Consider the following 17813-nt stretch of genomic DNA (forward strand, 5'->3'; position numbering starts at 1 on the left):
GGCCCGGACCGGGTCCGGGCCCACCCCCGCCTCGGGTGCCGGTGTCAGACCTGGTGGCGGTCCGGCGCGAGCAGGTGCAGGTGCTCGGCGTCCCGGCCGGAGGCGGCGATCAGGGCCTCGGCCAGGCCGTCGATCGACACCTCGCCGCCGGTGCCGAGGTTGACGGTCCCGCCGATCGCGCGGTCGGCACGGGCGGCCAGGAAGCCCTCCGCGGTGTCGGTCTCGTAGGTGAAGTCGCGGGTGGGAGTCGTCGAGCCGAGCCTGATCTCCCGTGCACCGGATTGGAGTTGGGCCAGGATGGTGGGGATCGCGGCGTGGGCCGACTGGCGCGGGCCGTAGGTGTTGAACGGGCGGACCACCGAGGCCGGCAGGTCGAAGGTGTGCCAGCAGGAGAGCACCATCATGTCCGCGCCGATCTTCGAGGTGGAGTACCGGGGGGGAGACGCCATCACCCGGCGCGCAGCCGCACACGCCGCCCCCGGCGGCGAGCTGACGACGGCCGACCGGGGAACGGTCCTGCTGGGTCCGCGAGGTGGGCAGGGACGCCGACTTGTCCGATGCCGGCCCTGTTGCGTGTGAGGGCGTGGAGGAAGGGTGCGGCTCCGCGGGGGTGCACAAGGTGACCCGGCCGTCGGGGCGCCGGTCCTGCGCGGCAGGGTGTGAGAGCCTGACCCGGTGCTGGACGACGGACATGGCGGGCGGACAGCGGCCCGGCCGCAGTGGTGGGCCGCCTACCTGACGCGGCATTGCGCGGTGGCCGACACCGAGCGCGAGCTGGTCGCCGGGTGGTTCGGTACCGGTGCCGCCGAGGCCGACGCCGCGTGGGAGGCGGCGATGCTGGAGGGGCTGGAGGCGCGCCTGCCCTTCGGCGGCGGGCACGCGGTGCACATGTACAGCTGCGACCTCCCCACGGACCGGGGAACGGAGTACCTGGTCGTCCACCCCGACTGGGGCCGGGTGCGGGGCCGTCTCGCCGCCGTCGACACCCGCCTCCCGGAGCCGGAACACCAGCAGGGACCGGGCCTGTCCTGGCGGGAGCTGATCCACGTCGCCAACACGCCCGACCACGCCGCGCCCGGTGTGCACGACCCGTCGGTGCGGCTGCTGCTCCTGCTGCCGACCCTCGGCGACGCGCAACTGCCGCCGGACGCCGCGGAGGTGGTCCGGGCGGCGCTGGCCGCGGTCGGGACACCACCGGAGGGCGCGGCGCACCTTGCCGCCTTCGTCCTGCGGCACCTGCGCTGGACACCCGCGCGCTGGAGCGCACCTCAGGGCCGGCGATGGGCCCGGCCCCGGGCAGGGCGGGAGCGCACTGTCGCCGGGATCCTGCGGTGCGACGTCCCGGGAAGCCCGCGGTTCGCCCGGCAGCTCGCCCACGGCATCACACCCGCGCAGGGCAGGCGACTCGCCCGGGCGCTCGGAACCTGGCAACCGCGGTGACGGCCGTCCATGGGGCTCTCCGTCACGGGCCCGGTCGACGGCTCGGTCGACGGCTCGGCCGCGGGCACCGTGACAGGGGCCGGGGAGGGCTCAGAACCGCTCCGGAACGACGTTCACGCCGGCTGCGAGCATCTCGGCAGTGATCCGCCGCGCCAAGGTCTCGTTGCGGATCAGCAGGTGCGTCCACGGCGCGTCCCGGCGCTGGACCACATGGCCGCCGCCGCTCTCGTGGAGCTGCCACCGGTCGCGTTCCGTGGTCCACAGGTACTGGTAGCCGCCGAGGGCGCGTTCGACCTCGGCGGCTTCCGCCGCGGCCCGGGTCCGACGGCCTGCCGGCGGGGGTGGCGGGGGTGGCGGGGTGGCTCGCAGGGTGACGGCCGTCAGGTAGCCGTGCCGGTCGTGCGGCGCGATCGAGAGTTCCGCGGGCAGATCGTCGCCCAGGGCCTCCAGCACCTCGGTCGCCGGGTGGCCGAAGAGATCGACGTCGGCGAGGACGACGGGCGTGCCGCCCGGTACGTGCGAGGCCGACCGGCTGCGGCTCAGCACGACGGACCGCAGGACGGGCTCGGTGGGCTCCGCCTCGGCCCCGTCCAGCTCCTCGGCCCGTCCAATTCCTCGTCACCGGCGGTCACTTCGATGTCCGCCCAGCGGGCGGTGCGGCTCCGGGCCGTGTCGGTCACGGGCCTCGGCCGGAGCGGGAGGCAAGCTCCGGAGTGGGAGGCGGGCCGCGAAAGGGCCCGGCGCCCCGCCGCATCGCGGGGCGCCGGGCCATTCGAACTTCCCTACCGGCGGCCGGTGGTGCGGGTGCGGCGGGTGAGGGAGTCGAGGACGACGGCGGCCAGCAGGACCGCGCCGGTGATCATGTACTGGATGGCCTGGGCGGCGTGGACCATGTCGAGGCCGGTGGTGATGGACTGGATGACGAGGATGCCCAGCAGGGCGGACCAGGTCTTGCCGCGCCCGCCGAAGAGGCTGGTGCCGCCGATGACGGCCGCGGCGATGGCGCTCATCAGGACGTTGCCGCTGCCCAGTTGCTTGTCGGCGGAGCCCTGCTGGGAGGCGTAGAACAGGCCGCCCAGGCCCGCCAGGAACGCGGAGAGCACGAAGACGGAGATCCGTACCCGGGCGACGTTGACGCCCGCGCGCCGGGCGGCCTCGACGCCGCCGCCCACCGCGAAGACCTGGCGGCCGTAGCGGGTGCGGCGCAGCACGAAGTCGGTGGCGAGGACGGCGCCGAGCAGGACGACCAGGGACAGCGGCAGGCCGCGGTCCTGGTTGAGGGTGTAGGCGGTGGCGAGGGTGAGGACGGCGAGGGCGGCGGCGCGCACGGCGCTGTCGGCGGCGGGGGGTGCGGTGAGGCCGGCGGCGCGGCGCCGGCGGGCGGTGTTCAGGCGGGCGGCCAGGTAGAGGACGGGGGCGAGGACGGCCAGGGCCCAGGCGTAGGCGATGTCGCCGTCGCCGAGGAAGGTGCTGTCCAGGCCGGCGACGACGCCGCCGTGGCGGTTGTTGACGGTGCCGCCGTCGCCGAGCACGTACTCCTGCAGGCCGCTCCAGGCGAGCATCCCGGCGAGGGTGACGACGAAGGCGGGCACGCCGACGCGGGCGAAGAACAGGCCGTGCAGCAGCCCCATGACGCAGGCCGCGCCGAGGGCGGCGAGGATCGCCACCCACTCGCTCCAGCCCTGGCGCACCGTCAGCACCGCCGCGATGGCGGCGCCGGCGCCGGCGACCGAGCCGAGGGAGAGGTCGATCTCGCCGAGGATCAGCACGAAGACGACGCCGACCGCGATCAGGCCGGGCCCGGCGATGAAGCGGGTGATGTTGGTGAGGTTGTCGGCCTGCAGGAAGTGGTGGGTGACGGACTGGAAGACGACGGCGATGACGACCAGGCCGACGACGACCGGCAGCGAGCCGAGCTCGCCGGAGGCCAGGCGCCGGCGGGCGGCGCGCAGTTGGCCGGCCCAGCCCGGTTCGGTCTGCTGCAGCCTGGGGTCCGGCGTGGCCGCGGGGGCGGTGGCGGGTGCTTCGGGGGTGCTCACAGGGCCTCGGCCTCCTCGGTGTGCCCGGTGCGGCGGGCCCGGCGGGCGTGGGCGTTGTCGGTGGCGCCGGTGATCGCGGCGACGATCTGTTCCTGGGTGGTGCCGGCCACCGGGAAGACGCCGTTGTTGCGGCCCAGGCGCAGGACGGCGACGGTGTCGGCCACTGCCCGTACGTCGGCCATGTTGTGGCTGACCAGCACGACCGCCAGGCCCTGCCCGCGCAGCCGCTCCACCAGGTCGAGGACCTGGGCGGTCTGTTCGACGCCGAGGGCCGCGGTGGGCTCGTCCAGGACGACCAGGGCCGGCTCGCCGACCAGGGCGCGGGCGATGGCCACCACCTGGCGCTGCCCGCCGGACAGGGCGGCGACGGGGGTGCGCACGTCGGGGATGCGGATGGAGAGGGTGTCCAGCAGCCGGCGGGCGTGCTGTTCCATGGCGACCTCGTCGAGCAGGCCGCGGCGGCGTTTCTCGTGGCCGAGGAAGAGGTTGGCGATGACGTCGAGGTTGTCGCACAGCGCGAGGTCCTGGTAGACGGTCGCGATGCCGAGGGCGGTGGCGTCCTGGGGGCGGGCCAGGCGCGCCGGCTCGCCGTGCCAGGCGAGGGTGCCCTCGTCCACGGGGTGGACGCCGGCGATGGTCTTGACGAGGGTGGACTTGCCGGCGCCGTTGTCGCCGACGAGGGCGAGCACCTCGCCGGCGTGGACGGTGAGGTCGACGTCGGTGAGGGCCTGGACGGCACCGAAGCGCTTGGAGACCGAGCGCAGCTGCAGGACGGGTGCGCCTGTCACGGGAACAACCACCTTGGGGGAGCGGCTACTTGGTGTGATAGCCGAGGCCTGCTGGAGAGGGGCCTGCTGAAGGGGTCCTGCTGGAGGAGGCCTACTTGAGGCCGGCGGCGGCGCACGCGGCGGCGTAGTCGGCGGTGCAGATGTCGGAGACCTTGTAGATGCCGTCGGCCACCACGGTGGTGGCGATGGTGTCCTTGGTGACGACCTTGGCGTCCAGCAGCTTGGACGGGATGTTCTTGGCGGTGGCGCTGTCGACACTGTCGGGGGCGATGCTCTTGACGTCCTTGCCCCGCAGCAGGGCGACGGCCAGTTCGGCGGCGGTGTCGGTGATCGGGCGGTAGGCCTTGTAGATGGTGTAGGCCTGGTCGCCGTTCACGACGCGCTGGATGGCGTCCAGGCTGGCGTCCTGGCCGCCGACGGGGATGTTGATGCCGGCGCCCTTGAGCTGGGTGATGATGGCGGCGGCCATGCCGTCGTTGGCGGAGTAGACGCCCTGGAAGCCGTTCTTGCCGAACTCGGTGACGGCGGCGGAGATCTTCTGCGCGGCGACGGCGGCGTTCCACTGCCCGGACTGCTCGTAGACGACCTTCTTGATCTTCCCGTCGAGGGCCTTGTGCGCGCCGGACTTGAACTGCGCGGAGTTCGGGTCGGCCTCGTCGCCGTCGATCATGACGATGTTGGCCTCGGCGGCCTGCGGGCCGAGCGCGTCCAGCAGGGCCCGGCCCTGGAGTTCGCCGACCTTCTCGTTGTCGAAGGAGGTGTACGCGGCGACCGGGCCGCTGGCCAGGCGGTCGTAGGCGAGGACCTTGACGCCCTTGGCGGCGGCCTCCTCGACCCAGCTCTGGGTGGAGTCGGCGTCGTACGGGTCGAGGATGATCACCTTGACGCCCTGGGTGAGCAGGGTGTCGAACTGCTGCTTCTGCTTGGCGGCGCTGCCCTCGGCGTTGTTGTACAGCACCTTGCACTGCGCGCACAGGGACTTGACCTTGGCCTCGATGAACGGCCGGTCGAAGGACTCGTAGCGCACGGAGGAGGCGTTCTCGGGCAGCAGCAGGCCGATGGCGTCGGGGTTGCCGGCGGCGGATGCCTCGTTCTTGGCGCCGCCGGCCTTCCCGCACGCGGCGGTCATGGACAGGGTCAGCGCGAGGCCCATGGTGGAGACGAGGGCGCGACGCAGTACGGCGTTCATCGGATACCTCTCCCTGGGATCGCCGCGGCTTCGCGGCGGGGTGGGGGGAGTTAAACCTGGGCGCGTACATGACGTCAATAAGTAAAACCAGACTCCCCGGAATCCACCACCATTCGTTATCTTCATGAACACGCCTCGGACGGGCGGCGCGTCCGAGGCGCGGGAAAGCGGAATGCCCGCCGCTCCCCTCGGACGGCGGGCACCCCGCGGCTCTGACCTGACGGAACGTCAGGGACGGTCGAGCGTGATCGAGTTGATCGGACCCAGGTCGTCGTACACGCCGCGCTGCGCCGCGATGTCGTAGACGCAGTCACCGCCGCCCGAGGCACGGCACAGGTGGGCGTGCGCGCCGCCGGTCTGGTTGTTGAGCACCCAGTGGTTGCCGTACTGGCCGCTCAGGTTGTGCGCGCCGTAGCTCCGGTAGACGGCACTGGGGCTGACCGCCGGGTCCTGGTCCTGCGGGTAGACGCAGACCGCTCCGGACGGGCAGCCCGCCCAGTCGCCGGCCGCGGCGCCGGCACTGCCGGCCCCCATCGTGGTCAGCGCGGCGGCGGCCATGGCCAGGGCGGCGACGGCGTGGGTGATCCTGCGCATGAGTGGTTCTCCCTTGGCTGGTACGAGGACGGACGACCCGTCCGTCCGGTGCCCGTCAGCCTAGGAATCCGGCGCCCGCAGCGGTCCCTGACATCTGACAGGGGCGCGCCTGCTTGCCCCGCGAGCCGGAACCCTCCACCGGGCGGAACGCTCCGCGGGGCGGCGCGCTCCGCGGGGCGGGCCCCGAAGGTCAGTGCGGGTGGCCCAGGTACGGGAAGGCCGGCAGCAGATCGGAGTGCGGCCCGATGTGGTCACCGGACACCTTGCCGTCGGTGAGCATCGTCAGCCGCGCCGAGGTCACGTCGTCGGTCAGCGAGCGCCCGTTCGGGTAGACGGCCGGGCGGGCCCGGTCGTAGCGCAGGACGTCCGGCAGCACGATCCGCAGCTGCGCGTGCGCCGCGTCCGTGGTGTACCCGCCGAAGTGCTGCAGCTTCGCCGTCCACGGATCACGGTAGGTCACCCAGTCGTCCACCGGCTCCCCGGCGTTGTACGCGTCCTTCACGCCCTCCTCGTTGAAGTACGCCGTCAGCGACGGATGCGCACCCCGGTCCACCGACACCAGCCGACCGTCCTTGCGCACGCTCACCCGCGCCCACACCCCGATCTCCGGCGCCTCGCCGAACGCCGCGTCCGGCGCCTCCAGCACGATCCCGAAGACGTTCTTGTCCGCGCCCCAGTCCACCCCCGTCCACTGGAAGTCCTTCACGATCCCGTCCAGGTCCGCGAAGAACGGGTCGCTGCGCAGCCCCGCACTCACCCGGTACGACCCCGCCTCCACCACCGCCGGGGTGCCCGTGAAACTCACCGGCGCCCGCGACACCAGCACCTCACCGGTCGCCTCGTGCCCGCGCGCCCCCTCACCGGTGGTACGCCGCACCGTCATGCTCTGCGCCCCGCCCACCGGCTCGGAGAAGGTGAAGCTGTACGCGATGTCGGCCCGCTGGTCGCCGTCGGTGTCGATGTCGATCCGGTACACCGCCTCCGGATGGAAGGCCTGCCCGCCACTGGGCGCGACCGGGTTCACGTTCATGATCAGCACCGTCCGGCCCGGCTCCGGCGAGGCGAAGGCGAACAGGTCGGTCAGATCCAGGCGCGCGTCACCCTCCGGTGAGCGCAGGTTCGGTCCGCTGAGGTGGTGCGACACGACGGTCTCCGGTCTCCAGTGCTTCGCGTGCGTCCGCGTGGACACCCCCCGCCCCCTCCGGCCATTGCTAACACGACCCGCCCGTACCGGCCCGCCCCGCTGCGCCACCCGGGCGACGTCGCAAGGGGGGACGGTGGGCGCGTGGCGCGTGGCGGGCCGACGGGCGGGGCGCCGGGGTGGCCGACGCTGGCGCCGGAGCGTCAGGACGCCTTCGGCGCCTGCGGGCCGAGCAGCACCGGCAGCGCCCGGTGCCCGTTGGAGATCAGCGAGTCGACCGGCTCCAGCCGCGCGTCCGGGACGAGGGCGAGGTCGGGGAAGCGCTCGAACAGCCGGCTCAGCGCGGTGCGCCCCTCCAGGCGGGCCAGCGGCGCGCCGAGGCAGAAGTGCACGCCGTGCCCGAAGGCGAGGTGGTCCTTGACCGGCCGGGTGACGTCGAAGTCGGCGCCGCTGTCGCCGTAGCGCACCGGGTGGCGCCCGGCGGCCGCGTAGGCGGCGAGGATCGCCTCGCCCCGGCGCACCGTCACCCCGCCGGGCAGCTCGATGTCCTCCACCGCGTAGCGCATCGGCAGGTGCGCGACCGGCGCGTTGCGGCGCAGCGCCTCCTCGACGACGTCGTCCCAGCCGGCCTTGCCCGCGCGCACCAGGGCGAGCTGCCCGGGGTGGGTGAGCAGGTCGGTGATGCCGTTGTCGATCAGGTTGACGGTGGTCTCGTAGCCGGCCGAGACGATCAGCAGCACGGTGTCGCGCAGTTCCTCCTCGCTCAGCGCGCGGGAGTCGCCGTCGCTCTCGTGGTCGCGGGCGGCGATCAGCGCCGAGGTCAGGTCCTCGCCCGGTTCGCGGCGCTTGGCGGCGATCAGCTCCTCCAGCAGGGCCAGGAACGCGGTCACGGTGGCCGCCGACTCCTCGGCGGACAGGGTGGTGGAGAAGACCTTGTCGACCATGCCCCGGAACGTGTCCGTGATGCTGTCGGGCAGGCCCAGCAGCCGGGAGATGACCTGGATCGGCAGCGGGTAGGCCAGGCGCTCGCGCAGGTCCACCACCTCGCCGGGGGCGCAGGCGGCCAGGCCGTCCAGCAGGGCGTCGGTCAGCTCCTCGACGCGGGCGGTCATGGTGGCGACCTGGCGGGCGGTGAAGGCGCCGCCCACCAGCCGGCGCAGCCGCCGGTGGTCGGCGCCGTGCGCGTTGAACATGTTGTGCGCGCTCACCCAGATCGCCAGCGGCCAGGTCCGCACCACCTCGGCGAAGTCCGGCCAGTGCTGCGCGCCGTCCTTGGAGACGCGCGGGTCCTTGGTCAGCTCCTCCAGCAGCACCGGGTCGGACACCGACCAGGCCCGCACGCCCAGGATGTCGACGGGCGTGGCCGCTCCGCGCGCGCACAGCTCGGCGCTCTCGGCATCGCGGGCGCGGCCGGTCGGGTCCAGTACGAGACGCTCCACGGGGTCCACGGGGGTTCCTCCACTCGACGCGGGGACGGTGCGCGGCCGCACGCCGCGCACCGGGACACGAGGATGCTCGCCCGCGGCGGTCCGCGTCGAGAGGGCGTGGCGGTCGGCGCGTCGTCGCGGGCCGGGGCACGGGCGGGCACGGCTCACGCCCGCACGCGGTCCGCCTCGTGGACCCGCGGCGGCGCCACCGCGCTCGTGGCGCGTTCGAACAGGGCGCCGCTGCGGCTGTGGGCCACCGTGCGCACCCAACGCCAGCCCTGCGCACGGTAGTAGGCGTGCAGGGCGGCGTTGTCGCTCCACACGTTCGCCCGCAGCAGCCCGGCGCCCGCCCGCGCGGCCCGCCAGGCGGCCCAGTCGCCCAGACGGGCACCGATGCCGCGCCCGGCGTACCGGCGGTCCACCGTGAAGGAGCTCACGTAGCGGGCCGGGCGGGCGAGTTCCTCGCCGCTCCACAGGCGGGGGCTGCCGGTGGGGCGCAGCGTCACGGTGGCGACGGCCTCGCCCTGCGGCGCCAGCGCGGCGACCACCGTCGCGCCCCGGGCGATCAGCGTCAGGCCGCGCTCGGGGTCGTACGGGGCCGACCACTGGGCCGAGCCGTGCTCCAGCGCGATCCAGGCGGCCGCCTCCGCCCGCAGCGCGGCCAGCCGGGGCAGGTCGGCGGGCACCGCGGCGCGGACGTACAGCGGCACGGGTGTCCTCGGCACGGGTCTCCTCACCGCGACGCGCAGGGGACGGCGGTTCCCGCGGGTTCGTCGAGGGGTTCGAGGACGAAGCCCGCGCGCAGGGCGTCCACCAGCCGCCGTCCGGGCGCGGTGAGCGCGGTGCCGTCCGGGGTGGTCAGCGGGTGCCGGGCCACGACCCGGGCGAGCGGCACCCCGGGGAGCAACACCGTCCCGGGGGAGGGAAGTTGCAGCAGCACGCAGTCGTCGGGCCCGCACTCCAGCAGGCCGAACCCGGCGCCGCAGTACCGCAGCCGCCCGTCCTTGAGCCGGTGCAGACCGCCGCCGGGCGCCGCCGCCACCCGCACCGGGGTGCCGGTGTGCCGCACCACCAGCTGCACGGCGCCCGCCGCGTCCGTGCGCGGCTCGCCGCCGGTGGCGTGCCCGTAGAGCTCCAGGACGTGGCGCAGCGCGGACGGCAGCGCGTGCTCGGCCAGTTCGAGCTCGCCCAGCAGCCAGGTCGAGCCCTGCATGCGGCAGTTGAGCTCCAGCAGCAGCGGGCGCTCGCCGTCCAGGACGAAGTCGGCGCCGAACAGGCCCCGGTAGCCGAGCGCGGCCAGCGCCTCGCCGACGCGCCGCGCCGCGGTGCCGGCCCGGGCCAGGGCGAGCGGCGACAGCAGGGCCGGGGCCGCGAAGTCGCAGCCGGAGTAGGCGCCGAAGGGCGCGCCGATGCCCTCGACGCGGGTCAGCTGGACGGACGGGCGCAGCACCCGCACCGTGCTGTCCGCCGAGACCAGGACGTGCAGGTTGACCGCGACGCCCTCGACGTAGCCGCTCACCAGCCAGGGCCCGCCGCCGGCCCGGCGGATCGGCTGCAGCTGCGCCTCGTCGGTGACCAGGTGGGTGCCCTTGCCGCTGGAACCCGTCGGCGTCTGCACCACGTAGCGGTCGCCGAAGCGCCGGCGCAGCTCCCGGTGGTCGAGCGCCGGGACCACCGCGTCGGACGGCGTCACCGCCCCCACCGACCGCAGCCAGGCGCGCTGGGCCCGCTTGTCGCCCAGCACCGGCAGGGCCAGCCGCGGCGGCTCCGCCAGGCGGGCGCCGAGCACGTCGAGTGCCGAGCGCCACTCGGGTTTCATCGCGGTGTAGGGCAGCAGCGCCAGCTCCCGGCCCCGCCAGGCCCCGGCGCTGGCGCCGGTGCGGGCGATCCGGCGCAGCACCTCGTGGACACCGGCACCCAGCGAGGTGTGGTCGCGCACCCCGCTGGCCGGCTCCAGCGCATGGAAGAGCGCCCCGAACTCGCCCTCCCAGCCCGCGTCCGCGCCCTCCACGCTCAGCACGGCGGACAGGCAGCCGGTGCGCAGCAGCGGCAGCATGAACAGGGGGCGGGCACAGCACGACAGCCCGGGCACGGCCCGCAATCGGGCCACCGCTTCGTCACAGGATGTGATCACCCACGCGATTATGGAGAGCCCAGGACGGCGCCCACCGCCGCCGCGCGCCCCATCACGCCCCGCACGAGGCACTCCCCGCCCCCACCCTCACCCGTACGAAGGATCCGCCCGCGTTGACGGCCCGTCGGGGCCGCTGTCGGCACCCGGCAGTACCGTGCACGAATGAACAGCCGCACCGACCAGGCCGACAACGCCGCCGCCCGCACCGCCGCACCCACCTGGCGGGTCACCGAGACCGCCGGCCTGGAAACCTCCTGGATCGACCTGCGCCCCACCGCCCTGACCGCCCGCGGCCGCGTCGCCGCCGCCGAACCGGCCCCGTACTGGCTCGACTACGAACTAGACACCGGCGACGGCTTCACCACCCGCCGCATGCACGTCACCGCCCGCACCCCGGACGCCGTCCGCACCCTCGACCTGCGCCGCGACGAGACCACCGGCCACTGGACCGTCGACGGCACCCCGCGCCCCGACCTCGACGGCGCCCTCGACTGCGACCTCGGCCTGTCCCCGCTCACCAACACCCCGCCCGTCCTGCGCCACGCCCTCCACCGCGGCCCGGGCGAACACCACTTCCTGATGGCCTGGATCCGCGTGCCCGAGCTGGTCGTCGTGCCCTCCCGCCAGACCTACACCCACCTGCGCCGCCACCAGGACGGCCGCGCCACCGTCCGCTACGCCTCCGGCGACTACCGGGCGGACCTGCTGCTGGACGCGGACGGCCTGGTCGCCGACTACCCGGGCCTGGCCCACCGCATCGTCTGACGGCCCCCGGCCCGACGGGGCGCCCGACCTGACGGGGCGCCCGGCTTTCCCGCCCGGTACGCTCGGGCGCATCCCCCGACCCGCCACGAGGAGGCCCCGATGCCCTGGTTCGCACTGGAGCGCTTCGACGCCTCCTTCTTCGACACCGCCCCGCACCGCCACCGCCACGTGATGGACCTGCCGGTGGCACCGCGGAGCGTGTGGGCGGGGCTCGCCGGCCCGGCACCGCTGTCCTGGTGCCGGGGCCTGGCCGGCGGCCGCTACACCTCACCGGCCCCGCACGGCGTCGGCACCACCCGGGAGATCACCGCGCTCGGGACGCTGCGGCTGCGCGAGGAGTTCACGCTCTGGGAGGAGGGCACGCGGCACGCGTTCCGCGTCACCGAGGCCTCCCTGCCGCTGTACCGGCGCTTCGGCGAGGACTACCTCCTCGAACCCCTCCCGGGCGGCGGCACCCGCTTCACCTGGACCTTCGCCTACGAGCCGGCCCCACTGCTGCGCCGCCCCGCGGCACTGACCGACATGCCCGGGGCGGCCTTCCAGCGGACGCTGATCGCCGACACCAAACGGCACTTCGGCGCGGCCTGAGCCCGCCGGGCCACGGGCGCCCGGACCTGAGCCCGCCCGGCCCGGCGGACCGTCCCGACCATCCCCGTGAAGGCCTCACACGTACGAGTGAACGAGCTGGACCGGGCGCCTGGCGACCACGTACAACTGCGCCCACAGGGCCACCCGTCGAACGACCCGACCGCCGTCGGCCCTGCCACCCACGCACCCCCGGAGGGCCCGATGGCCACGGAGATCACCTACGAGGAACTGGCCACCCTGGTCAGGACCCGCGCCGGCGTCCAGGTCACCGCCGAGGAACTCGCCGACCCCGGCCGCATGTTCCTCGACCTCGGCGTCGACTCCCTGGGCGTGCTGGGCGTCCTCGCCGACCTGGAGAACCGCTACGGCGTCTCCCTCGACAGCTCCGACCTGCTCGGCCGCCCCGTCGCCGAGTTCCTCAAGGACGTCAACGCCTCGCTGAACCCCGGCTCCTGACCGGCCCGGAGCGGGGCGGGAAGCCCGGCCCCGGCGGCCCCGGCGGCCTCCCGCTCCCGCTCCCCGCGGCCCTACCCCTGCGGGTAGAACACGAACAGCGTGCAGCCGACGGCCGTCGACGGCACGTGCCACGACCCCGCCGGAGCGTGCAGGAACGTACCGGCCGGGTAGTCCCGCGCCCCGTCGTTGAAGACGCCCGCCACCACGAACACCTCCTCCGGCCCCGGCTCGTGGACGTCACGGTGCGGCCAGCGGGAGCCCGCCGCCATCTCCAGCACATGGGCGTGCGCGCCGTCCGGCCCCCGCCACAGGGCCCGCAGCCGGACACCGGGGAACAGCTCGCGGACCGGGGACTCGTCGACGGACACGGACGTGTAGCCCTGCTGGGCAAGGATCTCCGGGTACATGCCCGCAACGGTGCCGCGCCCCGGCCGGCCCGGACAGGCCCCACCGCGACACCCTGGGGTACTTTCCTGCCATGCACCGCGTGGTGGCCCTGGTCCGGCCCGTCCAGTCGACCTTCGAACTCGGCTGCGCCGCCGAGGTCTTCGGCACACCGAGACCCGGCCTGCCGCAGCACTACACCTTCGCCACCTGCACGCAGGTCCCCGGCCCGGTGCCCACCACCGGCGGCTACACCATGTCCGTGCCGCACGGCCTCGACGCGCTCGACACCGCCGACACCGTGATCGTCCCCGGCTGGCTGCCCGTGGACGAACCCCTCGCCGACCCCGTGCGCCGCGCCCTGCTGCGGGCGCACGCCCGCGGGGCCCGGCTGGCCGCCATCTGCTCCGGAGTGTTCGCCCTGGCCCGCACCGGACTGCTCGACGGCCGCACCGCCACCACCCACCGGGCCCGCGCCGACCAGCTGCGCCGCGCGTACCCCCGGATCCGGGTCGAGCCGCACCGGCGCTACGTGGACCACGGCGACGTCGCCACCAGCGCGGGCGCCGGCGCCGGCCTCGACCTGTGCCTGCACCTGGTCCGGCGCGACCACGGCGCCGCCCACGCCGCCGCGCTGGCCCGGCACATGGCGATGGCGCCGCACCCCGACGACGACCGCACGCCGTACGCGCCGGCGTCGTCACCTCCGCCGCCGTCACCGCCGGTGCCGGTGCCGGTGTCGTCGGGGCAGGCGCTGGACGGCCTGCTCGCCTGGGCCGACGAGCGCCTGGGCACGCCCCTGTCGGTCGAGGCCCTGGCCGCCCGCCTCGGCGTCTCGCCCCGCACCCTGGCCCGGCGCTTCGCCGACCACCTCGGCACCAGCCCGGGCGCCTGGCTGCTCGCCCGCCGGCTGGCCGCGGCCCGCGTCCTGCTGGAGGACACCGACCTGCCCGTCGACGCGATCGCCGCCCGCGTCGGGCTGACCTCCGCCGTCAACCTGCGCCGCCGCTTCCGTGCCCGCACCGGCACCACCCCCGGCGCCTACCGGCAGGCCTTCCGTACCCGCTGAGCCGTACGTCCCGCGCCATGCGCTGCGGGACGTACGGCCGTCGGCCGCGCCGGAGGGCCGCCATCACCCGATCGAGTGGCCGGCGCCGCCGTTTCCCGTGCCGGTGACGTGCGCGTGGGTAGCGTCGGTCCATGATCGTGGACTCGTCAACAGATCTGACATGTCGACGATTTGACTTATTGTCATACAAGTAAAGAGGCATCGTCGCATGGCAGAGAAGCGCCTGAAGTCCTGGGGCAACAACCGCTCCGGCCAGCTCGGGGACGGCACCTGGGCCGACCTCCGCACCACGGCCACCGCCGTGCTCGGGCTGACCAGCGCCGACGTGGTGAAGATCGCCGCCGGCGGGGCCGGTGCCACCCTCGGCCACGGGCTGGCCCTGCTGGCCGACCGCACGGTGCAGTCCTGGGGCGTCAACGGCTCGGGCCAGCTCGGCGACGGCACGGTGTTCAGCCACAACGCGCCCGGCCAGGTGGTCAATCTCGCCGACGCCACCGACATCGCCGCCGGCGGCGCGCACAGCCTCGCCCTGCTCGCCGACGGCACCGTCCTGGCCTGGGGCCAGAACAACCACGGCCAGCTCGGCAACGGCACCGGCGCCGACAGCGGCGTCCCGGTGCGGGTCGAGGGCCTCCACAAGGTCGTCGCCATCGCCGCCGGCCTCCACCACAGCCTCGCGCTGCGCGAGGACGGTACCGTCTGGGCCTGGGGCTACAACAGCAACGGCCAGCTCGGCGACGGGACTTCGACCAACCGCGGCCTCCCGGCGCGGGTCGTCGGACTGACCGGCGTCAGCCGGATCGCCGCCGGCGCCAGCCACAACCTCGTCCTGGTCGGCACGCCCGGCAGCGGCGCCGCCGTGAAGGCCTGGGGCTACAACGCCACCGGCCAGCTCGGCGACAACACCACCATCAACCGCTACACCCCCGTCACCACCCACGGGGCCTGGACCGGCGGGGTCACCCGGATCGCGGCCGGGTGCAACCACAGCATGGCCGTCGTCGACACCGACCACCGCCTCAAGGCCTGGGGCCAGAACACCGCCGGCCAGCTCGGCGACGGCACCACCGTCTTCCGCGTCACCCCCGTCACCGTCCCCGGCCTGAGCGGCGTACGGCTGGTGGCCGGCGGCCGGGAGCACACCGTGGCCCTGTCCGGGACCAGCACCGTGCACTCCTGGGGCAGCAACGGCTCCGGCCAGCTCGGCGACGGCACCACCGCCGACAGCAGCACCCCGGTGCCCACCCTCACCGCCCTCACCGGCATCGACAAGCTCGCCGCCCCCGTCGGCGGCGACTTCACCCTCGCCAACTGAGGCGCCTCGACGGTGACCGGCCGTCCCTCCTGTCACAATGCGCGTGAGCAATCCGTAGCCGCCGCAACCCGTACAGTGAGGTCATCGTGTCGAAGGTCAAACTGAGCACCAACCACGGCGACATCGTCCTGCGCCTCGACGCGGAGAAGGCCCCGGAAACGGTGGAGAACTTCCTCCAGTACGTCCGGGACGGCTTCTACGACGGGACGGTCTTCCACCGGGTCATCAACGGCTTCATGGTCCAGGGCGGCGGGATGGAGCCCGGCATGAAGCAGAAGAAGACCCGCGCCCCCATCCAGAACGAGGCCGACAACGGCCTGAAGAACACCAAGTACACCGTCGCGATGGCCCGCACCGGGGACCCGCACTCGGCCACCGCCCAGTTCTTCATCAACGTCGCCGACAACGACTTCCTCGACCACAGCGGCAAGAACGCCCAGGGCTGGGGCTACGCCGTCTTCGGCGAGGTGGTCGAGGGCCAGGACGTCGTGGACGCCGTCAAGACCGTGCCCACCGGCTCCAGGAGCGGCCACCAGGACGTCCCCAAGGAGGACGTGGTCATCGAGAAGGCCGAGGTCGTCGAGTAGGACGGCTCCGTCGGCCAGGGGCGGGGGAGCAGGCGCGCGCGGGAAGTCGGCCCGGCCGACTTCCCGCTCCGCACCGCCCGGCGCAGCCCCGGCGTGTCGCCCCGACCCCTCCCCGCCGCCGGACGGGTGAACGCGCCCACGGCGGTGCGCGGCGCCCGCCCGGGCCGCGCCGGGCCGTCGAATACTCACGTACTCACGCGATGAGGCGCACGGCCCGTGCCGCCCGGACGAGGGAGGACCCGCATGCACCGCCGCACCGCCTCCGGGCCGGGCCACCGCATCGCCGCGCCCCTGCTGGCCGGCCTGCTGCTCGCCGGGTGCACCTCCGCAGCCTCCGACCCCGAGGCCGCCCCCGGCACCGTGCCCACCGCGCCGCCGCAGCCCTCACCGCAGCTGACCGACCAGCAGGTCGCCTCCGCCGTCGACCGGATCGACGCCTACGTCCAGGACGCCCTGCGCAGGACCGGCGTGCCGGGCCTGGCCCTGGCCGTCGTCCACCAGGACAAGGTCGTCCACGCCAAGGGCTTCGGCGTCCGCGAACTCGGCAAACCGGACACCGTCACCCCCGACACCGTCTTCCAGCTCGCCTCCGTCTCCAAACCGATCGCCTCCACCGTCGTCGCCACGGCCGTCGGCCAGAAGTCGGCCGCCTGGGACGACCCCGTCACCGCCCACGACCCCGGCTTCGCCCTCGCCGACCCCTGGGTCACCGGCCACGTGACGATCGCCGACCTCTTCTCCCACCGCAGCGGCCTGCCCGACCACGCCGACGACCTCCTCCAGGACCTCGGCTACCAGCGCGACTACATCCTCCAGCACCTGCGCGACCAGCCCCTCGCCCCGTTCCGCGCCAGCTACGCCTACACCAACTACGGCCTCACCGAGGCCGCCGTGGCCGTCGCCAGGACCAAGGGCGCACCCTGGGAGACCCTCTCCTCCGACACCCTCTACAAGCCGCTCGGCATGACCTCCACCAGTTCCCTGCGCTCCGCCTACGACAGCGCGGCGAACAAGGCCGTGCCGCACGTACGCAAGAGCGACGGCACCGGCTGGCAGGTCAGCACCACCGAGAACGCCGACCCCCAGTCCCCGGCCGGCGGCGTCAGCTCCACCGTCCAGGACCTCTCCCGCTGGATGCGGCTGCAGCTCGCGGGCGGCTCCTTCGAGGGCCGGCAGATCGTCGACACCGCCGCGCTGAGCGAGACCTGGCTGCCGCACAGCCTCTCCAACCCGCCGGCCGCGCCCGCCGGCAACCCCGGCCAGTACGGCCTGGGCTGGAACGTCGGCCGCGACACCCGCGGCCGGCTGCGGCTCAACCACTCCGGCGGCTTCGCACTGGGCGCCGCCACCGTCGTCACCCTGCTGCCCGCCGAGCAGCTGGGCATCGTCGTGCTGACCAACGGCCAGCCCACCGGCCTGCCCGAGGCGGTGGCCGAGGAGTTCTTCGACCTCGCCCAGGAGGGCCACGAGACCGTCGACTGGCTCGCCTTCCTCGGCAAGGTCGTCCCCGCCGCCCTCCTGAGCGGCGTCTCACCCACCGACTACACCAAGCCCCCGGCCGACGCCGCCCCCGCCGAGCCCGACGCGGCCTACGTCGGCACCTACGCCAACGGCCACTACGGACCGCTGACCGTGACCACCGGCAACGGCGGCGCCCTGGTGATGAGCCTGGGCCCGGAGGACCTGCAGTTCCCGCTCCAGCACTACGCCGGGGACGTGTTCAGCTTCCGCACCCGCGGGGAGAACGCCGTCGGCCTGTCCGGGGTGACGTTCACCGTGGGCGCCGACGGCCGGGCCTCCACGGTGGTGGTCGAACAGCTCGACCACGAGGGCCTCGGGACCTTCACCCGCAGCTAGGGCGGCGGCTCCGGCGCTCCGGTGGGCCACCGCCCTTTCC

At 74.4% G+C, this 17813-nt stretch carries 18 protein-coding genes and 1 pseudogene; 8 read left to right on the forward strand and 11 right to left on the reverse strand.

Translation table 11 applies throughout. The features are described from left to right. Positions 1–83: 83 nt before the first annotated feature. Positions 84–431 (reverse strand): annotated as a pseudogene (locus ACWGKU_RS15425) (NAD-dependent epimerase/dehydratase family protein); the annotation flags it as partial. A gap of 244 nt (positions 432–675) precedes the next feature. Here ACWGKU_RS15425 and ACWGKU_RS15430 point away from each other — a divergent pair. Continuing rightward, complete coding sequence (locus ACWGKU_RS15430) at positions 676–1440, forward strand: hypothetical protein (RefSeq protein WP_452180064.1); 765 nt, start codon at positions 676–678, stop codon at positions 1438–1440. A 90-nt stretch (positions 1441–1530) separates the two neighbouring features. Here the strand turns inward: ACWGKU_RS15430 and ACWGKU_RS15435 are convergent, their stop codons facing one another. The 9 genes from ACWGKU_RS15435 to ACWGKU_RS15475 form a co-directional block, all read right to left on the reverse strand. After that, positions 1531–1986 (reverse strand): hypothetical protein, encoded by a 456-nt coding sequence (locus ACWGKU_RS15435; RefSeq protein ID WP_452180063.1) that lies wholly within the window; start codon positions 1984–1986, stop codon positions 1531–1533. Between the two features lie 236 nt (positions 1987–2222). After that, entirely contained in the window at positions 2223–3479 is a 1257-nt protein-coding gene (locus ACWGKU_RS15440) for a sugar ABC transporter permease (protein WP_452180062.1), read from the reverse strand. Continuing rightward, the gene (locus tag ACWGKU_RS15445) at positions 3476–4267 is read right to left on the reverse strand and encodes an ATP-binding cassette domain-containing protein (protein ID WP_401053644.1); all 792 of its coding nucleotides are present in this window, start codon (positions 4265–4267) and stop codon (positions 3476–3478) included. The genes ACWGKU_RS15440 and ACWGKU_RS15445 overlap by 4 nt, the downstream gene beginning before the upstream one ends. Before the next feature lie 91 nt (positions 4268–4358). Beyond that, on the reverse strand, positions 4359–5456 hold the full coding sequence (locus tag ACWGKU_RS15450; RefSeq protein ID WP_359912969.1) for a sugar ABC transporter substrate-binding protein: 1098 nt from the start codon (positions 5454–5456) through the stop codon (positions 4359–4361). A gap of 228 nt (positions 5457–5684) precedes the next feature. Then, on the reverse strand, positions 5685–6050 hold the full coding sequence (locus ACWGKU_RS15455) for a hypothetical protein (protein ID WP_401044167.1): 366 nt from the start codon (positions 6048–6050) through the stop codon (positions 5685–5687). 190 nt (positions 6051–6240) lie between these two features. After that, positions 6241–7194 carry a DUF4331 family protein gene (locus ACWGKU_RS15460; RefSeq protein WP_452180061.1) on the reverse strand — a complete coding sequence of 318 codons (954 nt, stop codon included), beginning with the start codon at positions 7192–7194 and terminating at the stop codon, positions 6241–6243. Positions 7195–7394: 200 nt separating this feature from the next. Continuing rightward, a complete protein-coding gene (locus ACWGKU_RS15465; protein WP_401044163.1) occupies positions 7395–8639 on the reverse strand; it encodes a cytochrome P450 family protein in 1245 nt (414 codons plus the stop codon). Positions 8640–8782: 143 nt separating this feature from the next. Then, positions 8783–9343 carry a GNAT family N-acetyltransferase gene (locus ACWGKU_RS15470; RefSeq protein WP_401044160.1) on the reverse strand — a complete coding sequence of 187 codons (561 nt, stop codon included), beginning with the start codon at positions 9341–9343 and terminating at the stop codon, positions 8783–8785. An 8-nt stretch (positions 9344–9351) separates the two neighbouring features. Further along, positions 9352–10752, reverse strand: a complete 1401-nt coding sequence (locus tag ACWGKU_RS15475; protein WP_452180060.1) for an ATP-grasp domain-containing protein — start codon at positions 10750–10752, stop codon at positions 9352–9354. 162 nt (positions 10753–10914) lie between these two features. On the opposite strand from ACWGKU_RS15475, the gene ACWGKU_RS15480 reads away from it, so the two are divergent. From ACWGKU_RS15480 to ACWGKU_RS15490, 3 genes are all read left to right on the forward strand, one after another. Continuing rightward, on the forward strand, positions 10915–11517 hold the full coding sequence (locus ACWGKU_RS15480) for a putative glycolipid-binding domain-containing protein (RefSeq protein ID WP_452180059.1): 603 nt from the start codon (positions 10915–10917) through the stop codon (positions 11515–11517). A 99-nt stretch (positions 11518–11616) separates the two neighbouring features. After that, complete coding sequence (locus ACWGKU_RS15485; RefSeq protein WP_380353257.1) at positions 11617–12105, forward strand: SRPBCC family protein; 489 nt, start codon at positions 11617–11619, stop codon at positions 12103–12105. A 201-nt stretch (positions 12106–12306) separates the two neighbouring features. After that, a complete protein-coding gene (locus ACWGKU_RS15490) occupies positions 12307–12561 on the forward strand; it encodes an acyl carrier protein (RefSeq protein WP_359912992.1) in 255 nt (84 codons plus the stop codon). 71 nt (positions 12562–12632) lie between these two features. On the opposite strand, the gene ACWGKU_RS15495 is transcribed toward ACWGKU_RS15490, so the two are convergent. Continuing rightward, positions 12633–12968: a cupin domain-containing protein gene (locus tag ACWGKU_RS15495; protein WP_359912995.1), complete on the reverse strand. Its 336-nt coding sequence runs from the start codon at positions 12966–12968 to the stop codon at positions 12633–12635. A 71-nt stretch (positions 12969–13039) separates the two neighbouring features. Here ACWGKU_RS15495 and ACWGKU_RS15500 point away from each other — a divergent pair, with 71 nt between their 5' ends. The 4 genes from ACWGKU_RS15500 (at position 13040) to ACWGKU_RS15515 (ending at position 17773) form a co-directional block, all read left to right on the forward strand. Continuing rightward, the gene (locus tag ACWGKU_RS15500; protein ID WP_401044151.1) at positions 13040–14014 is read left to right on the forward strand and encodes a helix-turn-helix domain-containing protein; all 975 of its coding nucleotides are present in this window, start codon (positions 13040–13042) and stop codon (positions 14012–14014) included. 208 nt (positions 14015–14222) lie between these two features. After that, positions 14223–15329 (forward strand): RCC1 domain-containing protein, encoded by a 1107-nt coding sequence (locus ACWGKU_RS15505; protein WP_401044148.1) that lies wholly within the window; start codon positions 14223–14225, stop codon positions 15327–15329. Between the two features lie 86 nt (positions 15330–15415). Continuing rightward, complete coding sequence (locus tag ACWGKU_RS15510; protein ID WP_452180058.1) at positions 15416–15916, forward strand: peptidylprolyl isomerase; 501 nt, start codon at positions 15416–15418, stop codon at positions 15914–15916. Between the two features lie 243 nt (positions 15917–16159). Further along, a complete protein-coding gene (locus ACWGKU_RS15515; RefSeq protein ID WP_401044143.1) occupies positions 16160–17773 on the forward strand; it encodes a serine hydrolase in 1614 nt (537 codons plus the stop codon). Positions 17774–17813: the final 40 nt, after the last annotated feature.

This window comes from Kitasatospora sp. NPDC054768 (assembly GCF_053612025.1).

Excerpts from the sequence above, each read along its gene's own strand:
- ACWGKU_RS15450 (WP_359912969.1), bottom strand. The coding sequence starts at position 5,456 with ATGAACGCCGTACTGCGTCGCGCCCTCGTCTCCACCATGGGCCTCGCG.
- ACWGKU_RS15455 (WP_401044167.1), bottom strand. The coding sequence starts at position 6,050 with ATGCGCAGGATCACCCACGCCGTCGCCGCCCTGGCCATGGCCGCCGCC.
- ACWGKU_RS15480 (WP_452180059.1), top strand. The coding sequence starts at position 10,915 with ATGAACAGCCGCACCGACCAGGCCGACAACGCCGCCGCCCGCACCGCC.
- ACWGKU_RS15485 (WP_380353257.1), top strand. The coding sequence starts at position 11,617 with ATGCCCTGGTTCGCACTGGAGCGCTTCGACGCCTCCTTCTTCGACACC.
- ACWGKU_RS15490 (WP_359912992.1), top strand. The coding sequence starts at position 12,307 with ATGGCCACGGAGATCACCTACGAGGAACTGGCCACCCTGGTCAGGACC.
- ACWGKU_RS15495 (WP_359912995.1), bottom strand. The coding sequence starts at position 12,968 with ATGTACCCGGAGATCCTTGCCCAGCAGGGCTACACGTCCGTGTCCGTC.
- ACWGKU_RS15500 (WP_401044151.1), top strand. The coding sequence starts at position 13,040 with ATGCACCGCGTGGTGGCCCTGGTCCGGCCCGTCCAGTCGACCTTCGAA.
- ACWGKU_RS15505 (WP_401044148.1), top strand. The coding sequence starts at position 14,223 with ATGGCAGAGAAGCGCCTGAAGTCCTGGGGCAACAACCGCTCCGGCCAG.
- ACWGKU_RS15515 (WP_401044143.1), top strand. The coding sequence starts at position 16,160 with ATGCACCGCCGCACCGCCTCCGGGCCGGGCCACCGCATCGCCGCGCCC.